The following is a 17,610-nucleotide window of genomic DNA, read 5'->3' as shown; positions in this document are numbered from 1 at the left end:
GCGGATGACAGCCGCCGGGAGAAGGACCACTGCCCGCACCAGGACGCTCGCGGTCGGCGCTGTCGCCGCCGCGCTGATCACCGGCCTGGCCGGCTGCTCGGATTCGGGCAAGCCGACGTCGAGCCAGGGCGCGCCGGCGAAGGAACGTCCCGCCGCGGCCCCGCAGAACGCGGTGCGCATGATCGGCGACGGCTCCACCGCCTTCACCGGCGCCCAGCCGAACCAGCCGGTGTGGAAGAAGCTGAAGGCGGGCGAACAGCCCCCGCAGTTCGTCGTCTTCTCCTGGGACGGTGCGGGCGAGGACAGCCAGAAGCTCTTCTCCCACTTCCGTGAGGTGGGCAAGAAGTACGACGCGACGATGACGTACTTCCTCAGCGGCGTCTATCTGCTGCCCGAGGAGAAGCGCGCGCTCTACGACCCGCCGCAGCACAACGTCGGCAGCTCGGACATCGGGTTCAACGACACCGAGGGCATCCGTGCCACGGTCCGCGAGCTGCGCGGCGCCTGGCAGGACGGCAACGAGGTCGGCACGCACTTCAACGGCCACTTCTGCGGGCCGGAGAGCGGAGTCGGCAACTGGTCGGTCGAGGACTGGAAGAGCGAGATCCGCCAGGCCAAGTCCTTCGTCAAGAACTGGAAGACGAACGCCGGTCTGACCGCCGAGCAGCCGCTCCCCTTCGACTACGACAAGGAGCTCGTCGGCGCCCGCACGCCGTGCCTGGAAGGCCGGGAGAACTTCGTCAAGGCGGCGTCCGAGCTCGGCTTCCGCTACGACACCAGCGGCGTCAACGACCAGATCTGGCCCGAGAAGGACCAGGGCCTGTGGGACCTGTCGATGCACCTGGTCCCGATGCCCGGCCGCGCCTTCCAGACCCTCTCCATGGACTACAACTTCATGGTCAACCAGTCGGGCACCAAGACGCAGGGCGACCCGGCCATGCACCAGTACTGGGGCAACCAGATGCGGGACGGCCTGGTGCAGGCGTTCAACCGCTCGTACCACGGCAACCGGGCACCGGTGATCATCGGCAACCACTTCGAGTCCTGGAACGGCGGCACATACATGCGCGCCATCGAGGAGACCATCGCCACGGTCTGCGTCCAGAAGGACGTGAAGTGCGTGTCGTTCCGGCAGCTCGCGGACTGGCTGGACGCGCAGGACCCGGCCGTGATCGCGAAGATGCGGACCCTGAAGGTCGGCGAGGCCCCGAAGGGCGGCTGGGAGACCTTCCTCGCCACCCGGCCCCTGACGTCCTCCTCGGCACCGCTCAACCAGGCCGGGCGCCCCTGACGCCGCCCTCGCGGGCGTTCGGGCGGGCCCGGCGTCCCTGAACACCGTCCTCGCGGAGGGTTCGGGCGGGCCGGGTGTCCCCCGCCGTCCTCGCGGACTCTCGGCGGCGCTCAGCCGGGCTGGGCGACGGCGATCGGCTCGCCGAGTACGAAGCCGGGGTCGACCTGCGCCGCCAGGTCGGCCCCCGTCTTCGCGTTGCCCCAGCTCTCCGCGTTGCGGAGGTGGAAGTGGACCATCTGGCGCGTGTAGCGCTCCCAGTCGCGGTGGGCGTACGAGTCGTCCGCCGCGTCCTGGAGTGCCTGGAGCGCCATCCGGTTGTCCGCCTCGAGGAGTTCGAAGCGGGACGGGCGGCCCTTCTCCATCCCGCGGACCCAGTCCGAGTGGCCGACGGTCACCAGCAGGTCGTCCCCCACCTCGGCGCGCAGGAAGTCCACGTCGTCCGGTCCCTGCACCTTGTTGCCGACGACCTTGAGCGCGACGCCGAAGTCCCGCGCGTACTCCTTGTACTGGCGGTAGACCGAGACCCCCTTGCGGGTCGGCTCGGCGACCAGGAACGTCATGTCGAAGCGGGTGAACATCCCGGAGGCGAAGGAATCCGAGCCGGCCGTCATGTCGACGACGACGTACTCGTCCTGCCCGTCGACCAGATGGTTCAGGCACAGTTCCACGGCGCCGGCCTTGGAGTGGTAGCAGGCCACCCCGAGATCCGACTCCGTGAACGGCCCGGTGGCCATCAGCCGGACGTCGCCGTCGTCGAGCCGCACGGTCCGGGCGCACGCCTCGTACACCGGGTTGTCCTCGCGCACCCGCAGCAGCTGTGAACCCTCCCCCGGCGGGGTCGTCTTGATCATCGTGTCGGCGGAGGCGATCCGAGGGTTGGATCCGCGGAGGTACTCCTTGATCAGCGGCAGGTGCGCGCCCATGGCGGGCAGCGCCGCCGCCTCGGTCTCGTCGAGGCCCAGCGCGGCCCCGAGGTGCTGGTTGATGTCGGCGTCCACCGCGACGACGGGGGCTTCGTTGGCGGCGAGGTGGCGGATGAACAGTGAGGACAGCGTGGTCTTCCCGCTGCCGCCCTTCCCTACGAAAGCGATCTTCATGTTCACCTAGCGTAGTGCCATGATCGCGGCGTGTGGTCGGAGTCCGTGAAGAAGACCACTCCAACGTGGGGCGGCGGCCGAGGGCGCGTAGCCTCCCTACTTATGAGTACGCACGCCTCTGACCCCCTGGCCGCCCTCGGCTCCCTGCCGGGCGTCGCCGATTCGGTGGACTCCGTACGCAAGGCCGTCGACCGGGTCTACGGGCACCGCGTGATGCGGCGCCGCAGCAACGAGATCACCTCCGAGGCGGCCCTGCGCGGTGCGCGGGGTTCGGCGGCGCTCTCCGGCGCCGACTGGGCCCTTGAGGAGGTCCGCCGGCGCACCGACTTCGGCGGGGACACCGAGGCGCGGACGGTGGGCGCGGCCCTGCGGCTGAGCGCCGAGGCCGGTCAGCTCCTCTCCATCTGGCGTCAGTCGCCGCTCCGGGTGCTGGCCCGGCTGCACCTGGTCGCGGTGGGCGACACCGCCGACCTCGGCGACTCCGTCGGCAGGCCCCGTCAGGTCGGCGAGGCCGTGGGCGAGCCGCTGATCGAGGCGCCGCTGCCGGACCCGGCCGAGGTCGCGGGTCGGCTCGACGGGCTCTCGGAACTGATCATCGCGGGCGGTACGGCGCCGGCGCTGGTGACGGCGGCCGTGGTGCACGGCGAACTTCTGGCACTGCGGCCGTTCACCTCGTACAACGGGCTGATCGCGCGGGCCGCCGAGCGGATCGTGCTGATCGGCAGCGGACTCGACCCGAAGTCCATCTGTCCTGCGGAGGTCGGTCACGCCGAGCAGGGGCGTGCCGCGTACGTCGCCGCGTTCGAGGGGTATCTGTCCGGGACTCCGGAGGGCATGGCCGCCTGGATCGCGCACTGCGGGCGGGCCGTGGAGCTGGGCGTCCGGGAGTCGACGGCGGTGTGTGAGGCGCTGCAGCGCGGCGCCGCCTGACCGGCACCCGGAAACGTCCCCGAACAGGGTTGCGGCGGTACCAGTCCTGGTACCGCCGCTGACACGTCTGCCGAGTTACCAAGCGTCCTCGATATGTGCCCATCAGGCGGGGAACTTTGCCCGTCGCCTGGTGCGGCTGGCCCGTAATCGACGGGTCGACGTCGCGTGGGTGCTCAGCTTCTGTGCGTGGTCCGTGGGGCCTTGTTGCTCAACAGGTGATCCTCTCGGATGTCCTAGGTCTCGCGGGCCTGATTCCTTTCTACTCCTGTCGGATGGGATGCGAAAGTCCTGGCCGCACTTCTTTTGCGTTCGTATCAAATCCGGGCAAAGCGCTGGGCAAGGGCGGCCTGTCGTCGGCGGTTGGCGTACCAGACGAGACCGGCGGTGGCGGCGGCCGCGCCGACGGCTGCCGCCGCCACGAGCGCGGGGCGCGGCGGCAGCCGGAACGCGGGCAGCCGCTGCTTGAGCCGGACGGGCTTCTCGAAGGACAGGATCGGCCAGTCCCGGGTGGTGGCTTCGCGGCGGAGGGTCCGGTCGGGGTTCACCGCGTAGGGGTGGCCCACGGCCTCCAGCATCGGCACGTCGGTCGCCGAGTCGCTGTAGGCGTAGCAGCGCGAGAGGTCGTAGCCCTCGGACTCCGCCAGCTCGCGGACCGCCTCCGCCTTGGTGGGCCCGTAGGCGTAGTACTCCACCTCCCCGGTGAAGCAGCCGTCGTCGCCGACGACCATCCGCGTGGCGACGACCCGGTCGGCTCCCAGCATCTCGCCGATCGGCTCCACCACCTCGGCGCCCGAGGTCGAGACGATCACGACGTCACGGCCCGCGGCGTGGTGCTCTTCGATGAGTGAGGCCGCCTCGTCGTAGATGATCGGGTCGATCAGCTCGTGCAGGGTCTCGGCGACGAGCTCCTTGACCTGCGAGACGTTCCAGCCTTTGCAGAGCGCGGAAAGATATTCACGCATCCGCTCCATCTGATCGTGGTCGGCGCCGCCCACGAGGAAGACGAACTGGATGTAGGCAGTCCGCAGGACGGCGCGGCGGTTGATCAGTCCGCCTTGGTAGAAGGACTTGCTGAAGGTCAGCGTCGACGACTTCGCAATGACCGTCTTGTCCAGGTCAAAGAAGGCTGCTGTGCGCGGCAACGAGTGGTTTTCCACGAGGCGAGCATAGGTGCCCGCCATTCGGCGTACGCTCGGGCGTGTGGGTTTGCCTGAGAAGGCTCTCGGGTACACCATGGAAGTCACGGATCGTTCGCGACCGTGCTAACCCGGTCCGGCTCCTCCCCCCCCGAGTCGGCCGGAGAGACGACCCCCGCTCTCCCCCCCGGCGGGGGTCGTCGCATGTCCGGACGCGTTTTCGCCCTTCGGACCCTCATGTGTCCCCCTCTCGTCGGCCGTGTGGCCACCGCCTGCCGCCGGCCTTGTTTCGTCACTCAGCGTAGCGGGAGGGCTGCTCTCCGGGCATCCCCGGTATGGGGCGCCGGGATATTCACAACCGGTGAGTTATCCACAGTTTTTGAGCAAGATCCACGAGATTTCCGGGATGGCGCCACGGTGATTCCCGCCGCGAACTCCGCGGACGGAAGGAATCACCGATCTCGGCCGCGCCGCCGGCGCGCACGGGATCACACGGACAGGGGGCGTCTGCTGTGGCGGGAACCATGACTTTCAGAACTTCGGGCGGTCGCGGGACCGCGAGGTCCGTCGGCTCGTCCGGAGCGCCCGAAGGGGAGGGCGCCGGCGGGGGGCACCGGGCCGGACCGTTGATCGTGACCGAGGATCTGGCCCTGCTCGACGACCTTCTGCGGCTGTGCGCCGCGGCGGGAGCCGAGCCGGAGGTGCACCACACCGTGCCGGACCACCGCGCGAGCTGGGCCGACGCCCCGCTCGTCCTCGTCGGCGACGACGCCGCGGCGCGCTGCCGCGGGGCCGTGCGCAGGCCGGGCGTGATCCTCGTCGGGCGGGGCGCCGAGGGCCGCGAGACCCCCGAAGTGTGGCGGCATGCCGTCGAGATCGGCGCCGACTGCGTGCTGAGGCTGCCGGACGCCGAGAATTGGCTCGTCGACCGGATCGCCGACGCGGCCGAGGGCGCCGGGAAACAGGCGCTGACCGTGGGCGTCATCGGCGGACGAGGCGGCGCCGGTGCCTCCACGCTGGCCTGCGCGCTCGCGCTGGCCGCCGCGAGGACCGGGCGGCGCACCCTGCTCGTGGACGGTGACCCGCTCGGCGGCGGACTGGACGTCCTGCTCGGCGGAGAACGGGTCGCAGGCAGGCGATGGCCCGACTTCGCCGCCTCCAAGGGACGGGTCGCGGGCGGCGCCCTGGAGGAGTCGCTGCCCTCGGTGCGCGGGCTTCGCGTGCTCAGCTGGGACCGGGGCGACTCGGTGCTCGTCCCGCCCGAGGCGATGCGCTCCGTGCTGGCGGCGGCGCGCAGGCGTGGCGGGATCGTCGTCGTGGACCTGCCCCGCCGGGTCGACGCGGCGGTGACCGAGGCGCTGGCCCAGCTGGACCTCGGACTTCTGCTCGTCCCCGGCGAGTTGCGGGCCGTCGCGGCGGCGCGGCGGGTCGCCGCCCACGCGGGCCGGGCGGTGCGCGATCTGCGGGCGGTGGTGCGCGGTCCGTACGCTCCCGGGCTCGACGAGCATTGGGTCGCGGACGCGCTGCGGCTGCCGCTCGCCGGAGAACTGCCGCACGATCCCGGCCTCCTGGAAGCCCTGGACGACGGCGCACCCCCGGGCGCCGACGCGCGCGGAACGCTCGGCCGCTTCTGTGCGGAGTTCTGGACGCGCGCCCTGACCCCGGACGGGGCGTCATGAGCGCGGGGACGTCCAGGGGCGCCGGAGCCTCCCTGGGCGGTGCCGGACTTCTGGACGCCGTGCGGCAGCGGCTCGCCGAGAGCGGCGCCGAGCCGACGCCCGCACGGGTCGCGGCGGCGCTGCGGGCCCAGGGACGGCTGCTCGGAGACGCGGAAGTCCTGGGCGCGGCGGAGGCGTTGCGCTGCGAGCTGGTCGGCACGGGCCCGCTGGAGCCCCTGCTCGCCGATCCCGCCGTCACCGACGTGCTCGTCTCTTCACCCGATCGGGTCTGGGTCGACCGGGGCGCCGGTCTGGAGCTCACCGAGGTCCGCTTCGCGGACGCGCCGTCCGTACGCCGGCTGGCGCAGCGGCTCGCCGCGGTGGCCGGCCGACGCCTGGACGACGCCCGGCCCTGGGTGGACGCGCGTCTGCCCGACGGGACGCGGATGCACGCCGTCCTCCCGCCGGTGGCGGTCGGTTCGACCTGCCTGGCGCTGCGGGTGGTGCGCCCGCGTGCCTTCTCCGTGGGCGAGTTGACCGAGGCGGGCACGGTCCCGCCGGGTGGGGAGCGGATCCTGCGGGCGCTGATCGAGGCCCGGGTCTCGTATCTGATCTCCGGTGGCACGGGCTCGGGAAAGACGACGCTCCTGTCCACGCTCCTGGGCCTCGTCGGCGAACGCGAGCGCATCGTCCTGGCCGAGGACTCGGCCGAACTGCGGCCCGACCACCCGCATGTGGTGCGCCTGGAGGCGCGTCCGGCGAACCAGGAGGGCGCCGGCCTGGTCACCCTGCGGGACCTGGTCCGGCAGGCCCTGCGGATGCGACCGGACCGGCTGGTGGTCGGCGAGGTCCGGGGCGGGGAGGCGGTCGATCTGCTGGCCGCCCTCAACACGGGACACGAAGGCGGCTCGGGAACCCTCCACGCCAACACGGCGGCCGACGTGCCGGCCCGCCTCGAAGCCCTCGGCACGGCCGCCGGCCTCGACCGGGCGGCGCTGCACAGCCAGTTGGGCGCCGGGCTGTCGGTCGTGCTGCATCTCGTACGGGACCGGGCGGGGCGACGGCGGATCGCCGAGATCCATGTCCTCGAAAGGGACCGGGAGGGGCTGGTGGTGACCGTGCCCGCGCTGCGCTGGGCATCGGCCGGGTTCGAGCGGGACCGGGGCTGGGAGCGGCTGAGGTCGCTGATCGGGGGCGAGTGGTGAGCGGGGAGCAGTGGGCGCCGGCGCAGGTCGCGGCGGCGCTGTGCGCCGGGGCGGCGATCTGGCGGCTGGCCGAGCGGGAGCGGGGACTGCGCAGGGCACGGCTGGCACTGGCCGGTGGGGACGCCCCGGGAATCCTGGGCGCTCCGGGGGCGGCGCGGGTGTCCCTACGGGTGTCGGGCGCGCGGTGGTGGGCCGTGGTGCGGGCACGGCGGGCCTGGCTGTGTCTGCCCGTCGCCGCGACCCTCGCGCTCCTCGGCGAGTCGCCGCTGCCGTTGGCGGCGGGGGCGGTCGCGGTGCCCCTGGTGGGGCGCGGGCTGCGGACGAGGGCGCGCCGCAAGGAGCGGGAGGCGCGCTCCGACGCGGTGGTGGCCCTGTGCGGGGCGGTCGCGGGGGAGTTGAGAGCCGGCCGACAGCCCGCGCAGGCGCTGCTCTTCGCGGTCGGGGCGACCGAGGCGCTCGGGCCGGGGGAGGAGGCGGAGGTCCTGGCGGCGGCCCGGTTCGGCGGGGACGTGGCAGGGGCGCTGCGGCGGGCGGCGCGGCGGGACGGACGGGACGGTCTCGCCGGTCTGGCGGCCTGCTGGCAGGTCGCGGTGGACGGGGGTGCCGGTCTCGCCGCGGGGCTCGACCGGCTGGAGGCCGCGCTCCGGGAGGACCGGGACCAGCGCGAGCGCCTGAGGGCCCAACTGGCCGGGGCCTGGGCGACGGTCGCCGTGCTCGCGGTGCTCCCTGTGGTGGGGCTCCTGCTCGGTACGGCGCTGGGCGCGAGGCCGCTGCACGTGCTGCTGCACACGCCGGTGGGGCTGGGGTGTCTGGTCGTCGGCAGCGCTCTGGAGGCGGCCGGCCTGTGGTGGGCGGCGCGGATCGTGCGAGGCGGGGAGCGGGCGTGAGCGGGACGGTGGGACTCTTCGGACCGGTGGGACTCTTCCGACCGGCGGGGCTCTTCGGACCGGCGGGACACTTCGCGGCGGGTGTCGTCGGGTCGGGAGCCGTCGGGTCGGGAGCCGTCGGGTCGGGTGAGTTCGTCCACAGGCTGGGGATGGTGGCGGCGTCGGCGGGCGCGGTCGTGTGCGCCGCCTGGGCCGTGGCCGACCGACGACGTCGGACGCGGACCCGCAGGCGGATCGCGGCCCTGCTGGAGGCCGGGTTCGAGCCCGGGCGCCGCCGGATCGGGCTTCCGCCCCTGCTGCGCGGCTGGGCATGGCCCCTCCTGGCGGCGATCGTCGGCTGGGCGCTCATCGGCGGTCCGGCCGGTCTCCTGGCGGCCGTCGCGGCGGGCTGGGGAGTACGGAGGTTCCGCGCGCGCCGTGCCTCGACGGCGGTAGACGACGGGGAGGCCGTACGCCGGCTGCCGCTCGCGGCCGATCTGCTGGCGGCCTGCGTGTCGGCCGGAGCCGGACCCGGCGAGGCGGCGGACGCGGTCGGCCGGTCGCTGGGCGGGCCGGTCGGCGAGCGGCTGACCCGGACGGCGGCCGAACTCCGCCTGGGCGGTGAACCGGCCGACGTGTGGCGGAGGTTCGGCGAGATACCCGGCGCCGAGGCTCTCGCCCGCTGCTTGGAACGGGCCGGCTCCTCCGGGGCGCCCGCCGCGGAGGCAGTCTCGCGACACGCGGCCGACCTGCGGGCGGACCGCGCGCGGAAGGCGGCGGCCCGGGCCCAGCGGGCACAGGTGCTGATCACCGCGCCCGTGGGGCTCTGCTTCCTGCCCGCCTTCCTGGCGGTCGGCGTGGCCCCGGTGGTGATCGGTCTCGCGAGCGGCCTGCTGCGGCACTGACGGAGGACGCGCACGCACAGGCATGGGCACGCGCTCGCGCACGACAACGCGCACGTGCGCACATGAACACGAAGACGAGCACGAGCACACGTATGAGCACGAAGACGAGCACGAACACGGTGACGACACATGGGGGTTGGCATGAAGAGGATGAGCGCGTGGTGGCGGGCCCGGCGGGCGGCCCGGAGCGATGCGGGGATGACCACGTCCGAGTACGCGATGGGAACGATCGCGGCCGCGGCCTTCGCGACCGTGCTCTACAAGATCGTGACCAGCGGAGGGGTCTCCGGCGCCCTGGAGTCGGTGATCGGGAAGGCGCTCGATGCGCCGTTCTGAGGACCGGGGCGCGGTGACCGTGGAGGCGGCGATGGCCTTGCCGGCCCTGGTCGTGTTCACGATGGCCCTGGTCTGGGCGCTCGCCGCCGCGGCGGCGCAGATCCAGTGCGTGGACGCGGCGCGGGCCGGGGCGAGGGCGGTGGCCCGGTCGGAGCCCGTCGCGGGCGCCGAGGCGGCCGCCCGGGCGGCCGCGCCGGAGGGGGCGAAGGTCGGCGTGACCCGTTCGGGCGAGCTGTGGCGGGTGACGGTGGAAGTGTCGGCACCGGGCCCCGGCGGCATGGGCCTCACCCTCCGCGCCGGAGCCGCGGCCCTGGCCGAGGACACGGTGGGGGTGACGGCTCCATGAGCGGCTCCACGAGCGGATCGACGAGCGGCGCCGCGGCGGGCGGGACGGGCAGGACGGGCGGGGCCGGTGGAGCGCCCTGCACCGGCTCGGGCGGGGAGGCCGGCACCGGCTCGGGCGGGGAGGCCGGCACAGGCTCGGGCGGGACGGGGAGACCGGTCGGGGCCCGCCGCCCCGCGACGGCCGCCGCCGGGCGCGACCGGGGGATGGCGACGGTGTGGACCGCGTTCGCGGCCTGCGTCCTGTGCGTGGTGTTCGGGGCGGTGCTCGCGCTGGGGCAGGCGGTCGTGGCCCGGCACCGCGCGGGCGGTGCCGCGGACCTGGCGGCGCTCGCCGCCGCCGACCGCGCGCTGTGGGGCGAGGAGGCGGCCTGCGCGGCGGCGTCCAGGGTGGCGGGCGCGCAGGGCGCGGCCGTGCTGCGGTGCTCCCTGCACGGCGACGTCGCGGACGTGACCGCCGCGGTGCGCCTGGGACCGTACGCGCCGGCGATCAGGGCCCGGGCGGGGCCTCCTGAGGCTCTTCCGGGGCTTCCCGCAGCAGTTCCGTGAGGAGGCGCACGGCGCCGCGCTTGTGGAGCGGGTCGTTGCCGTTGCCGCACTTGGGCGACTGGATGCAGGAGGGGCAGCCCGCCTCGCACTCGCAGGAGGCGATCGCCTCGCGGGTGGCCGACAGCCACGCGCGGGCGGTGTGGAAGGCCCGTTCGGAGAAGCCCGCACCACCCGGATGGCCGTCGTAGACGAAGACGGTCGGCAGCAGGGTGTCGGGGTGGAGCGGGACGGAGACCCCGCCGATGTCCCAGCGGTCACAGGTGGCGAAGAGCGGCAGCATCCCGATCGAGGCGTGCTCGGCGGCGTGCAGGGCACCGCCGAGGATCTCCGGGTGGATCCGGGCGGCGTCCAGCTGGTCGTCGGTGACCGTCCACCACACGGCCCGGGTGCGCAGCGTGCGGGGCGGCAGGTCGAGCTTGGTCTCGCCGAGGACCTCGCCCGTGATCAGACGGCGGCGCAGGAAGGAGACGACCTGGTTGGTGACCTCGACGGAGCCGTAGCAGAGGCGGCCGGCTCCCCAGGGGATCTCGATGTCGGTTTCGAGGACGGAGATGGAGGTGGTGTCCCTGGCGGTGGTGGAGTACGACGGGCTGGCCTCCTCCACCAGGGCCACGGAGTCCTTGAGGTCCAGGGTCTTCACCAGGTACGTACGGCCCTGATGGAGGTGGACGGCTCCGTCGTGGACGGCGGTGTGGGAGGCGGCCTCGTCGACCGTGCCGAGGAGACGTCCGGTGGCGGCTTCCACGATCTGGACGGGGCTGCCGCCTCCGCCCCGGATGTCGGTCAGGTCGGCGGCCCGCTCGCGGCGGGTCCAGTACCAGCCGGTGGAGCGCCTGCGCAGCAGTCCCGCGGCCTCCAGCTGGGGCAGCAGCTCGGGGACGGCCGGACCGAAGAGGGCCAGGTCGGCGTCGGTCAGCGGGAGCTCCGCCGCGGCGGCGCACAGATGGGGGGCGAGGACGTACGGATTGTCGGGATCCAGGACGGTCGACTCGACCGGCTGCTGGAACAGGGCCTCGGGGTGGTGGACCAGGAACGTGTCCAGCGGGTCGTCGCGGGCGACCAGGATCGCCAGGGCGCCCTCTCCCGAGCGGCCCGCGCGGCCCGCCTGCTGCCACAGGGAGGCCCGCGTGCCCGGGTAGCCGGCGATCACCACGGCGTCCAGGCCCGAGACGTCCACGCCCAGCTCCAGGGCCGTCGTGGCGGCGAGCCCGAGCAGCTCGCCCGAGTGCAGGGCGCGCTCCAGGGCGCGGCGCTCCTCGGGGAGGTAGCCGCCGCGGTAGGCGGCGACCCTGCGCGCGAGTGAGCGGTCGACCTCGACGAGGCGTTCCTGGGCGATGACCGAGATCAGCTCCGCGCCGCGCCGGGAGCGGACGAAGGCGACCGAGCGGACGCCCTGCACGGTCAGGTCGGTCAGCAGGTCGGCCGTCTCCGCGGTGGCCGTGCGGCGCACCGGGGCGCCCTGCTCCCCGTGGAGCTCGGTCAGCGGCGGCTCCCAGAGGGCGAAGACCAGCTCGCCGTGCGGGGAGGCGTCGTCGGAGACCTCCGAGACGGGCAGGCCGGTGAGGCGGCCGGCGGCGAGGGCGGGATCGGCCGAGGTGGCCGAGGCGAGGAGGAAGACGGGATCCGCGCCGTACCGGGCGCAGACACGCCGAAGGCGGCGCAGCAGCTGGGCGACGTGGGAGCCGAAGACGCCCCGGTAGGTGTGGCACTCGTCGATCACGACGAAGCGCAGGGAGCGCAGGAAGGAGGACCACCTGGGGTGGGACGGGAGGATCCCCCGATGGAGCATGTCCGGATTGGTCAGCACGTAGTTCGCGTACTGGCGGACCCACTCGCGCTCCTCGACCGGCGTGTCGCCGTCGTAGACGGCGGGCCGGATCCGGTTGCCGAGCGGGGCGGCCAGCTCGCGCACGGCGCGGCGCTGGTCGGCGGCGAGGGCCTTGGTGGGCGCCAGGTACAGGGCGGTGGTGCCCCGGCCGTTCGCGGCCTCGGAGCCGTCCAGGAGCGTGGACAGGACGGGTGCGAGATAGGCCAGTGACTTGCCCGAGGCGGTGCCGGTGGAGATCACCACGGACTGGCCGTCCAGGGCGTGCTCGGCGGCCTCTGCCTGGTGGGCCCAGGGGTGCTCGATGCCGGCCGCCTGGATCGCGCCGATCACTTCCGGCCGGATGCGATGCGGCCAGACGGCATGGCGACCCTCCCGGGCGGGCAAGTGCTCCGTATGAGTGATGCGCGCGGCCCGGCTCTCGCCCGAGGAGAGCCGGTCGAGGATCATGCCGGGAGAGGGGCGGCTGCCCCTCTCCCCGGCAGGTCGACTGGGGCGGTGATTCTTGGCCATCGGCACCGAGTGTGTCACTGGCGTGACGGACAATGCTCCCAAGGCGTCGTGCATGGCTGCTGGTAAGTGATTGAATGCCATCGCGGCTGGCGATCTGTCCCCCGACTCCGCCGGGGAGACCCGAGGGGCGACCGCTCGATAGCAAGGTGCTGGAGGATCCGTGGACCTGTCCCTGTCGACTCGCAATGTGTCCGGCCCGAGTGGCGACCGTACGGTCGTCGAGGTCGGTGGCGAGATTGATGTGTATACCGCGCCCAAGCTGCGCGAGCAGTTGGTCGAGTTGGTGAATGACGGCAGCTACCACCTGGTTGTCGACATGGAGGGCGTGGACTTCCTCGACTCGACCGGCCTCGGCGTGCTGGTGGGCGGCCTGAAGCGCGTCCGCGCGCATGAGGGCTCGCTGCGCCTGGTCTGCAACCAGGAGCGCATTCTGAAGATCTTCCGGATCACCGGCCTGACCAAGGTGTTCCCCATTCACACCACGGTCGACGAGGCCGTCAACGCCACCGACTGACGGTCGGCCGGCTTCGGAAGACGAGAGGGAGAGCCGGGCCGTACACGCCCGGTCCTCCGACTTGCCCGCCCATACGTTCCTAGGGGGACCGCATGGCCACCGTTGAACTCCGCTTCAGCGCCCAGCCCGAGCACGTCCGCACGGCCCGCCTCGTGGCGGCCGCGGTGGCGCGTCGGGCCGGGGTCGACGAGGCGGTCCTCGACGAGGTCAGACTCGCCGTCGGCGAGGCGTGTTCCCGCGCTGTGGGGCTGCACCGCAGCAACGACGTCGTCACCCCCGTCCGGGTCGTGCTGACCGAGGAGGAGAAGACGTTCTCCATCGAGGTCGGCGACGAGGTCCCGGGCGCGGGCGTGGCGGCGGCCGATGCCGCCGGTGTGCCTGGCGCACGGGACGAGGCTCCGGCCGAGGAGTTCGACGACGCGGACGGTGAGGACGAGATGGGTCTCGCGGTGATCCGCGGGCTCGTCGACGACGTCGAGGTCCGCGCCGGCGAGGAGGGCGGGGTCATCAGGATGAGCTGGCCCACCACACCGGCCGTCGCGCTCCCCTGACCGCCGTCCCCGACCCGCGTCGCGCTCCCTGAGCGTCCACCCGCCGGGCGTCGCCGCATCAGCGGCGTGCCGGTGGGCGTCGCCACGTCCGGGACCGATCCAGGGACCGTCTCCGGGGCCGATCCGCGGAACCGATCCCCACGACCGTTCTCGGTACCGATCCCCGCGACCGTTCTCGGGACGGATCCCCGCCACCGATCCCCGCGACCGTTTCCTGGGCCGATCCCCGCGACCGATCCCTGGACCGATCCCCGGGACCGTTCTCGGGATCATTCCGCCGGACGGCGTACCCCGAACGAATGACCCTCGGTCCGTGAGGTCATGGCGAGATCATGAGAAGAGGCCCTGCTGAGCAGGGCCTCTTTTCATTTCTCTAGATCATGGATCATGGGTAAATGCTTTTGCCCCATTACTTCTTTCGATGGGAAGATCGAGTCAATGGGGAATTCCGTTTGCGGCGCCCTGTTTTGATCAGGTTCCGCTCCCTACAATCCGTCCACATCTTGAGCTCGCAACGTCAAGGAGGACGAATGGCGGGGCTCTTCAACACAGAACTGACCGGACACCCCACTTCTCTCGCCGCGGCCGTACTCACCGACGAGAACCGAACCATCGTGATCGTCATCGCGGTCGTCGCGCTGGCCGCGCTCTTCGTCGCCCAGGTGCTGGTGCGCCAGGTGCTCGCCGCCGGTGAGGGCACCGATGCGATGAAGAAGATCGCCGGTGCCGTGCAGGAGGGCGCGAACGCCTATCTCGCGCGGCAGTTGCGGACCCTCGCGATCTTCGCCGTCATCGTGTTCTTCCTGCTGTTGCTGCTTCCCGCCGACAACTGGTCGCAGCGTGCCGGGCGTTCCCTCTTCTTCCTGGTGGGTGCGCTTTTCTCGGCGGCCACCGGATACATCGGAATGAGGCTCGCCGTACGGGCGAATGTGCGAGTGGCCGCGGCCGCGCGCGAGGCGACCCCGGGGCCGGGCGAACCGGAAAAGGATCTGACGTCCGTCGCGCACAAGGCGATGAAGATCGCTTTCCGTACGGGCGGAGTGGTCGGCATGTTCACGGTGGGCCTCGGCCTGCTCGGTGCCTCCTGCGTCGTCCTCGTCTACGCGGCCGACGCGCCCAAGGTCCTGGAGGGATTCGGACTCGGCGCCGCGCTCATCGCGATGTTCATGCGAGTCGGCGGCGGCATCTTCACCAAGGCCGCGGACGTCGGTGCCGACCTGGTCGGCAAGGTCGAGCAGGGCATCCCCGAGGACGATCCGCGCAACGCCGCCACGATCGCCGACAACGTGGGCGACAACGTCGGCGACTGCGCGGGCATGGCCGCCGACCTCTTCGAGTCGTACGCCGTCACCCTCGTCGCCGCACTCATCCTCGGCAAGGCGGCCTTCGGCGACCTCGGCCTCGCCTTTCCGCTGATCGTCCCGGCGATCGGCGTGGTCACCGCGATGATCGGCATCTTCGCGGTCGCCCCGCGGCGCGCCGACCGCAGCGGAATGAGCGCCATCAACCGAGGCTTCTTCATCTCCGCGGTGATCTCGCTCGCCCTCGTCGCCATCGCCGTCTTCGCCTACCTGCCCTCCTCCTACGCCGACCTCAAGGGCGTCACGGAGCCCGGCATCCAGAGCCACGCCGGAGACCCCCGGATCCTCGCCCTGGTCGCCGTCGCCATCGGCATCGTCCTGGCCGCGCTGATCCAGCAGCTCACCGGCTACTTCACGGAGACGACCCGGCGCCCGGTCAAGGACATCGGCAAGTCCTCGCTCACCGGCGCCGCCACCGTCGTCCTCGCGGGCATCTCCATCGGCCTGGAGTCGGCCGTCTACACGGCCCTGCTCATCGGCCTCGGCGTCTACGGGGCGTTCCTGCTCGGTGGCGCGTCGATCATGCTGGCGCTGTTCGCGGTCGCCCTCGCCGGCACGGGTCTGCTCACCACCGTCGGTGTGATCGTCGCCATGGACACCTTCGGCCCGGTCTCCGACAACGCGCAGGGCATCGCCGAGATGTCCGGCGACGTCGAGGGCGCGGGCGCGCAGGTCCTCACCGATCTCGACGCCGTCGGCAACACCACCAAGGCCATCACCAAGGGCATCGCCATCGCGACCGCGGTCCTGGCGGCGGCGGCGCTGTTCGGTTCGTACCGCGACGCGATCGCCACGGCGGTGTCCGACGTCGGGGCCAAGGCCACCGAGATGAATCTCTCCATGGACATCTCGCAGCCCAACAACCTCTTCGGCATGGTCCTCGGCGCCGCGGTCGTGTTCCTCTTCTCGGGGCTCGCGATCAACGCGGTGTCCCGCTCGGCCGGCTCGGTCGTCTACGAGGTGCGACGGCAGTTCCGCGAGCACCCCGGGATCATGAACCACACCGAGACGCCCGAGTACGGGCGAGTGGTCGACATCTGCACCAAGGACGCCCTGCGGGAACTCGCCACGCCCGGGCTGCTCGCCGTGATGGCGCCGATCGCCGTGGGCTTCTCGCTCGGCGTGGGCGCGCTCGGCTCGTACCTCGCCGGAGCCATCGCCACCGGCACGCTGATGGCGGTCTTCCTCGCCAACTCCGGCGGTGCCTGGGACAACGCCAAGAAGCTCGTCGAGGACGGTCACCACGGCGGCAAGGGCAGCGACGCCCATGCCGCGACCGTCATCGGCGACACCGTCGGCGACCCGTTCAAGGACACCGCGGGACCGGCCATCAACCCGTTGCTGAAGGTCATGAACCTGGTCGCCCTGTTGATCGCTCCGGCGGTCGTGCAGTTCAGCTTCGGCGACGACGCCAGCGGCGGACTGCGGGCGCTGATCGCGATCCTCGCGATCGTCGTCATCATCGGAGCCGTCTACGTCTCCAAGCGGCGTTCGGTGGCCGTCGGAGACGAAACGGGTGACGAAGACAACGCCGCGCATCGCACGGCCGCCTCACCGGACACCCCGGTGATTTCGTAACACCTGGTCAGAGAGCGGGCGGACGGCATGTGATGACATGTCGTCCGCCCGTCGTATGGAGCGGCGTGAGGCGTGTCTCCCTTGGTGCGAAAGGCTGCAATATGGGATGAACCGGTCGCACGAAAGGTGGATGTCGCCCGCATGGCGTGTATGTTCCGGGGCCGAGAGCCTTGGAAGGGACCGATCCGGTGAACAAGAAACTTGCGGCCGCGCTGTCCGGTGGCGCGGTACTGGTGCTCGCGCTTTCCGGTTGCAGCGACGACGGCGACAAGGTCGACGACTGGGCCAAGACGGTCTGCGACCAGGCGAAGCCCCAGATCCAGAAGCGGGCCGACGCACAGCAGCTGATCATCTCGACGGCGGCGGACGGCAAGCCGGCCGACATCCAGGCGGCGGACTCGAAGGCGTTCCAGGACATCGCCGACGCGGACCGGGCGCTCGCCAAGTCCATCGAGGCCGCCGGGGCGCCGCCCGTGGACAACGGCGAGAAGCTCCAGCAGGACGCGGTCAAGGAACTCAACGCCACGGCGGTCGCGTACGAGGGGCTGAAGAAGCAGGTCGACGAGCTCGATCCGAACAACCAGCAGAAGTTCGCGGACGGTCTGCAGAACGTCGCCGACGGCCTGAAGAAGATCGAGAAGATGGACCAGGACGCGCTCGCCAAGCTGCAGTCCGGTGAGGTCGGCGCGGCGATGGCGAAGCAGCCGGGCTGCCAGCGGGCGACGCCGTCGCCGGCGTCGGGCGGCTCGGCCTCGCCCGACGCGGGCGCCACGCCTTCGGGGAAGGCGTCCGCCAAGCCGTCGGAATCCGCGAGCAAGAAGGCGGAGTAGCGAGGACGGACCGCAGGGGCCCCGGGCGAGCGCCGCTGGCCCCGCGGGCCCCGCGGGGGGGGCGGGGCGCCCCCGGCCCCCCCCCCCCCCCCACGCCAGGGGCACCCAACGGAAAAACAACCA

16 protein-coding genes are annotated in these 17,610 nt (G+C 72.3%); 13 read left to right on the top strand and 3 right to left on the bottom strand.

The annotated features are described in order from the left end of the window. Positions 1-4: 4 nt before the first annotated feature. Positions 5-1,291, top strand: a complete 1,287-nt coding sequence (locus AB0D99_RS19285; protein WP_362363059.1) for a hypothetical protein — start codon at positions 5-7, stop codon at positions 1,289-1,291. Positions 1,292-1,401: 110 nt separating this feature from the next. Here the strand turns inward: AB0D99_RS19285 and AB0D99_RS19280 are convergent, their stop codons facing one another. Further along, the gene (locus AB0D99_RS19280) at positions 1,402-2,388 is read right to left on the bottom strand and encodes an ATP-binding protein (RefSeq protein WP_362363056.1); all 987 of its coding nucleotides are present in this window, start codon (positions 2,386-2,388) and stop codon (positions 1,402-1,404) included. Positions 2,389-2,490: 102 nt separating this feature from the next. Here AB0D99_RS19280 and AB0D99_RS19275 point away from each other — a divergent pair, with 102 nt between their 5' ends. Next, entirely contained in the window at positions 2,491-3,318 is an 828-nt protein-coding gene (locus AB0D99_RS19275) for an oxidoreductase (RefSeq protein WP_362363054.1), read from the top strand. A gap of 314 nt (positions 3,319-3,632) precedes the next feature. Here AB0D99_RS19275 and AB0D99_RS19270 read toward each other — a convergent pair whose 3' ends face one another. After that, positions 3,633-4,499 (bottom strand): HAD-IB family hydrolase, encoded by an 867-nt coding sequence (locus tag AB0D99_RS19270; RefSeq protein WP_362363051.1) that lies wholly within the window; start codon positions 4,497-4,499, stop codon positions 3,633-3,635. 479 nt (positions 4,500-4,978) lie between these two features. Here AB0D99_RS19270 and ssd point away from each other — a divergent pair, with 479 nt between their 5' ends. From ssd to AB0D99_RS19235, 7 genes are all read left to right on the top strand, one after another. Continuing rightward, on the top strand, positions 4,979-6,133 hold the full coding sequence (gene ssd, locus AB0D99_RS19265; protein ID WP_362363048.1) for a septum site-determining protein Ssd: 1,155 nt from the start codon (positions 4,979-4,981) through the stop codon (positions 6,131-6,133). Then, a complete protein-coding gene (locus AB0D99_RS19260; protein ID WP_362363045.1) occupies positions 6,130-7,317 on the top strand; it encodes a TadA family conjugal transfer-associated ATPase in 1,188 nt (395 codons plus the stop codon). Before ssd ends, AB0D99_RS19260 begins: the two co-directional genes overlap by 4 nt. After that, on the top strand, positions 7,311-8,204 hold the full coding sequence (locus AB0D99_RS19255; protein WP_362363042.1) for a type II secretion system F family protein: 894 nt from the start codon (positions 7,311-7,313) through the stop codon (positions 8,202-8,204). The genes AB0D99_RS19260 and AB0D99_RS19255 overlap by 7 nt, the downstream gene beginning before the upstream one ends. A 149-nt stretch (positions 8,205-8,353) precedes the next feature. Next, entirely contained in the window at positions 8,354-9,088 is a 735-nt protein-coding gene (locus AB0D99_RS19250; RefSeq protein WP_362363374.1) for a type II secretion system F family protein, read from the top strand. Positions 9,089-9,229: 141 nt separating this feature from the next. After that, positions 9,230-9,424, top strand: coding sequence for a DUF4244 domain-containing protein (locus tag AB0D99_RS19245; protein WP_362363039.1), 195 nt, complete (start codon positions 9,230-9,232; stop codon positions 9,422-9,424). Then, complete coding sequence (locus AB0D99_RS19240) at positions 9,411-9,770, top strand: TadE family type IV pilus minor pilin (RefSeq protein WP_362363036.1); 360 nt, start codon at positions 9,411-9,413, stop codon at positions 9,768-9,770. The genes AB0D99_RS19245 and AB0D99_RS19240 overlap by 14 nt, the downstream gene beginning before the upstream one ends. Beyond that, positions 9,767-10,315 (top strand): Rv3654c family TadE-like protein, encoded by a 549-nt coding sequence (locus AB0D99_RS19235; protein WP_362363033.1) that lies wholly within the window; start codon positions 9,767-9,769, stop codon positions 10,313-10,315. The genes AB0D99_RS19240 and AB0D99_RS19235 overlap by 4 nt, the downstream gene beginning before the upstream one ends. On the opposite strand, the gene AB0D99_RS19230 is transcribed toward AB0D99_RS19235, so the two are convergent. Further along, the gene (locus tag AB0D99_RS19230) at positions 10,257-12,734 is read right to left on the bottom strand and encodes a DEAD/DEAH box helicase (RefSeq protein ID WP_362363030.1); all 2,478 of its coding nucleotides are present in this window, start codon (positions 12,732-12,734) and stop codon (positions 10,257-10,259) included. The genes AB0D99_RS19235 and AB0D99_RS19230 overlap by 59 nt on opposite strands. 79 nt (positions 12,735-12,813) lie before the next feature. Between AB0D99_RS19230 and AB0D99_RS19225 the strand changes: the two genes are divergently transcribed. The 4 genes from AB0D99_RS19225 (at position 12,814) to AB0D99_RS19210 (ending at position 17,487) form a co-directional block, all read left to right on the top strand. Continuing rightward, on the top strand, positions 12,814-13,167 hold the full coding sequence (locus AB0D99_RS19225; RefSeq protein ID WP_137988538.1) for an STAS domain-containing protein: 354 nt from the start codon (positions 12,814-12,816) through the stop codon (positions 13,165-13,167). Positions 13,168-13,259: 92 nt separating this feature from the next. Continuing rightward, positions 13,260-13,718 (top strand): ATP-binding protein, encoded by a 459-nt coding sequence (locus AB0D99_RS19220; RefSeq protein WP_362363026.1) that lies wholly within the window; start codon positions 13,260-13,262, stop codon positions 13,716-13,718. A 530-nt stretch (positions 13,719-14,248) separates the two neighbouring features. Further along, on the top strand, positions 14,249-16,657 hold the full coding sequence (locus tag AB0D99_RS19215; RefSeq protein ID WP_362363023.1) for a sodium-translocating pyrophosphatase: 2,409 nt from the start codon (positions 14,249-14,251) through the stop codon (positions 16,655-16,657). Between the two features lie 188 nt (positions 16,658-16,845). Next, entirely contained in the window at positions 16,846-17,487 is a 642-nt protein-coding gene (locus AB0D99_RS19210) for a small secreted protein (protein WP_362363020.1), read from the top strand. The last annotated feature ends 123 nt before the right edge of the window (positions 17,488-17,610 follow it).

The organism is Streptomyces sp. NPDC047971 (assembly GCF_040653355.1).
In the GTDB taxonomy this organism is placed as follows: Bacteria; Actinomycetota; Actinomycetes; order Streptomycetales; family Streptomycetaceae; genus Streptomyces.
This window is presented reverse-complemented; position numbering and strand designations above follow the sequence as displayed.

Excerpts from the sequence above, each read along its gene's own strand:
- AB0D99_RS19280 (WP_362363056.1), bottom strand. The coding sequence starts at position 2,388 with ATGAAGATCGCTTTCGTAGGGAAGGGCGGCAGCGGGAAGACCACGCTG.
- AB0D99_RS19275 (WP_362363054.1), top strand. The coding sequence starts at position 2,491 with ATGAGTACGCACGCCTCTGACCCCCTGGCCGCCCTCGGCTCCCTGCCG.
- AB0D99_RS19285 (WP_362363059.1), top strand. The coding sequence starts at position 5 with ATGACAGCCGCCGGGAGAAGGACCACTGCCCGCACCAGGACGCTCGCG.
- AB0D99_RS19260 (WP_362363045.1), top strand. The coding sequence starts at position 6,130 with ATGAGCGCGGGGACGTCCAGGGGCGCCGGAGCCTCCCTGGGCGGTGCC.
- AB0D99_RS19245 (WP_362363039.1), top strand. The coding sequence starts at position 9,230 with ATGAAGAGGATGAGCGCGTGGTGGCGGGCCCGGCGGGCGGCCCGGAGC.
- AB0D99_RS19230 (WP_362363030.1), bottom strand. The coding sequence starts at position 12,734 with ATGGCATTCAATCACTTACCAGCAGCCATGCACGACGCCTTGGGAGCA.
- AB0D99_RS19235 (WP_362363033.1), top strand. The coding sequence starts at position 9,767 with ATGAGCGGCTCCACGAGCGGATCGACGAGCGGCGCCGCGGCGGGCGGG.
- ssd (WP_362363048.1), top strand. The coding sequence starts at position 4,979 with ATGACTTTCAGAACTTCGGGCGGTCGCGGGACCGCGAGGTCCGTCGGC.
- AB0D99_RS19250 (WP_362363374.1), top strand. The coding sequence starts at position 8,354 with ATGGTGGCGGCGTCGGCGGGCGCGGTCGTGTGCGCCGCCTGGGCCGTG.
- AB0D99_RS19240 (WP_362363036.1), top strand. The coding sequence starts at position 9,411 with ATGCGCCGTTCTGAGGACCGGGGCGCGGTGACCGTGGAGGCGGCGATG.
- AB0D99_RS19220 (WP_362363026.1), top strand. The coding sequence starts at position 13,260 with ATGGCCACCGTTGAACTCCGCTTCAGCGCCCAGCCCGAGCACGTCCGC.
- AB0D99_RS19215 (WP_362363023.1), top strand. The coding sequence starts at position 14,249 with ATGGCGGGGCTCTTCAACACAGAACTGACCGGACACCCCACTTCTCTC.
- AB0D99_RS19270 (WP_362363051.1), bottom strand. The coding sequence starts at position 4,499 with ATGGCGGGCACCTATGCTCGCCTCGTGGAAAACCACTCGTTGCCGCGC.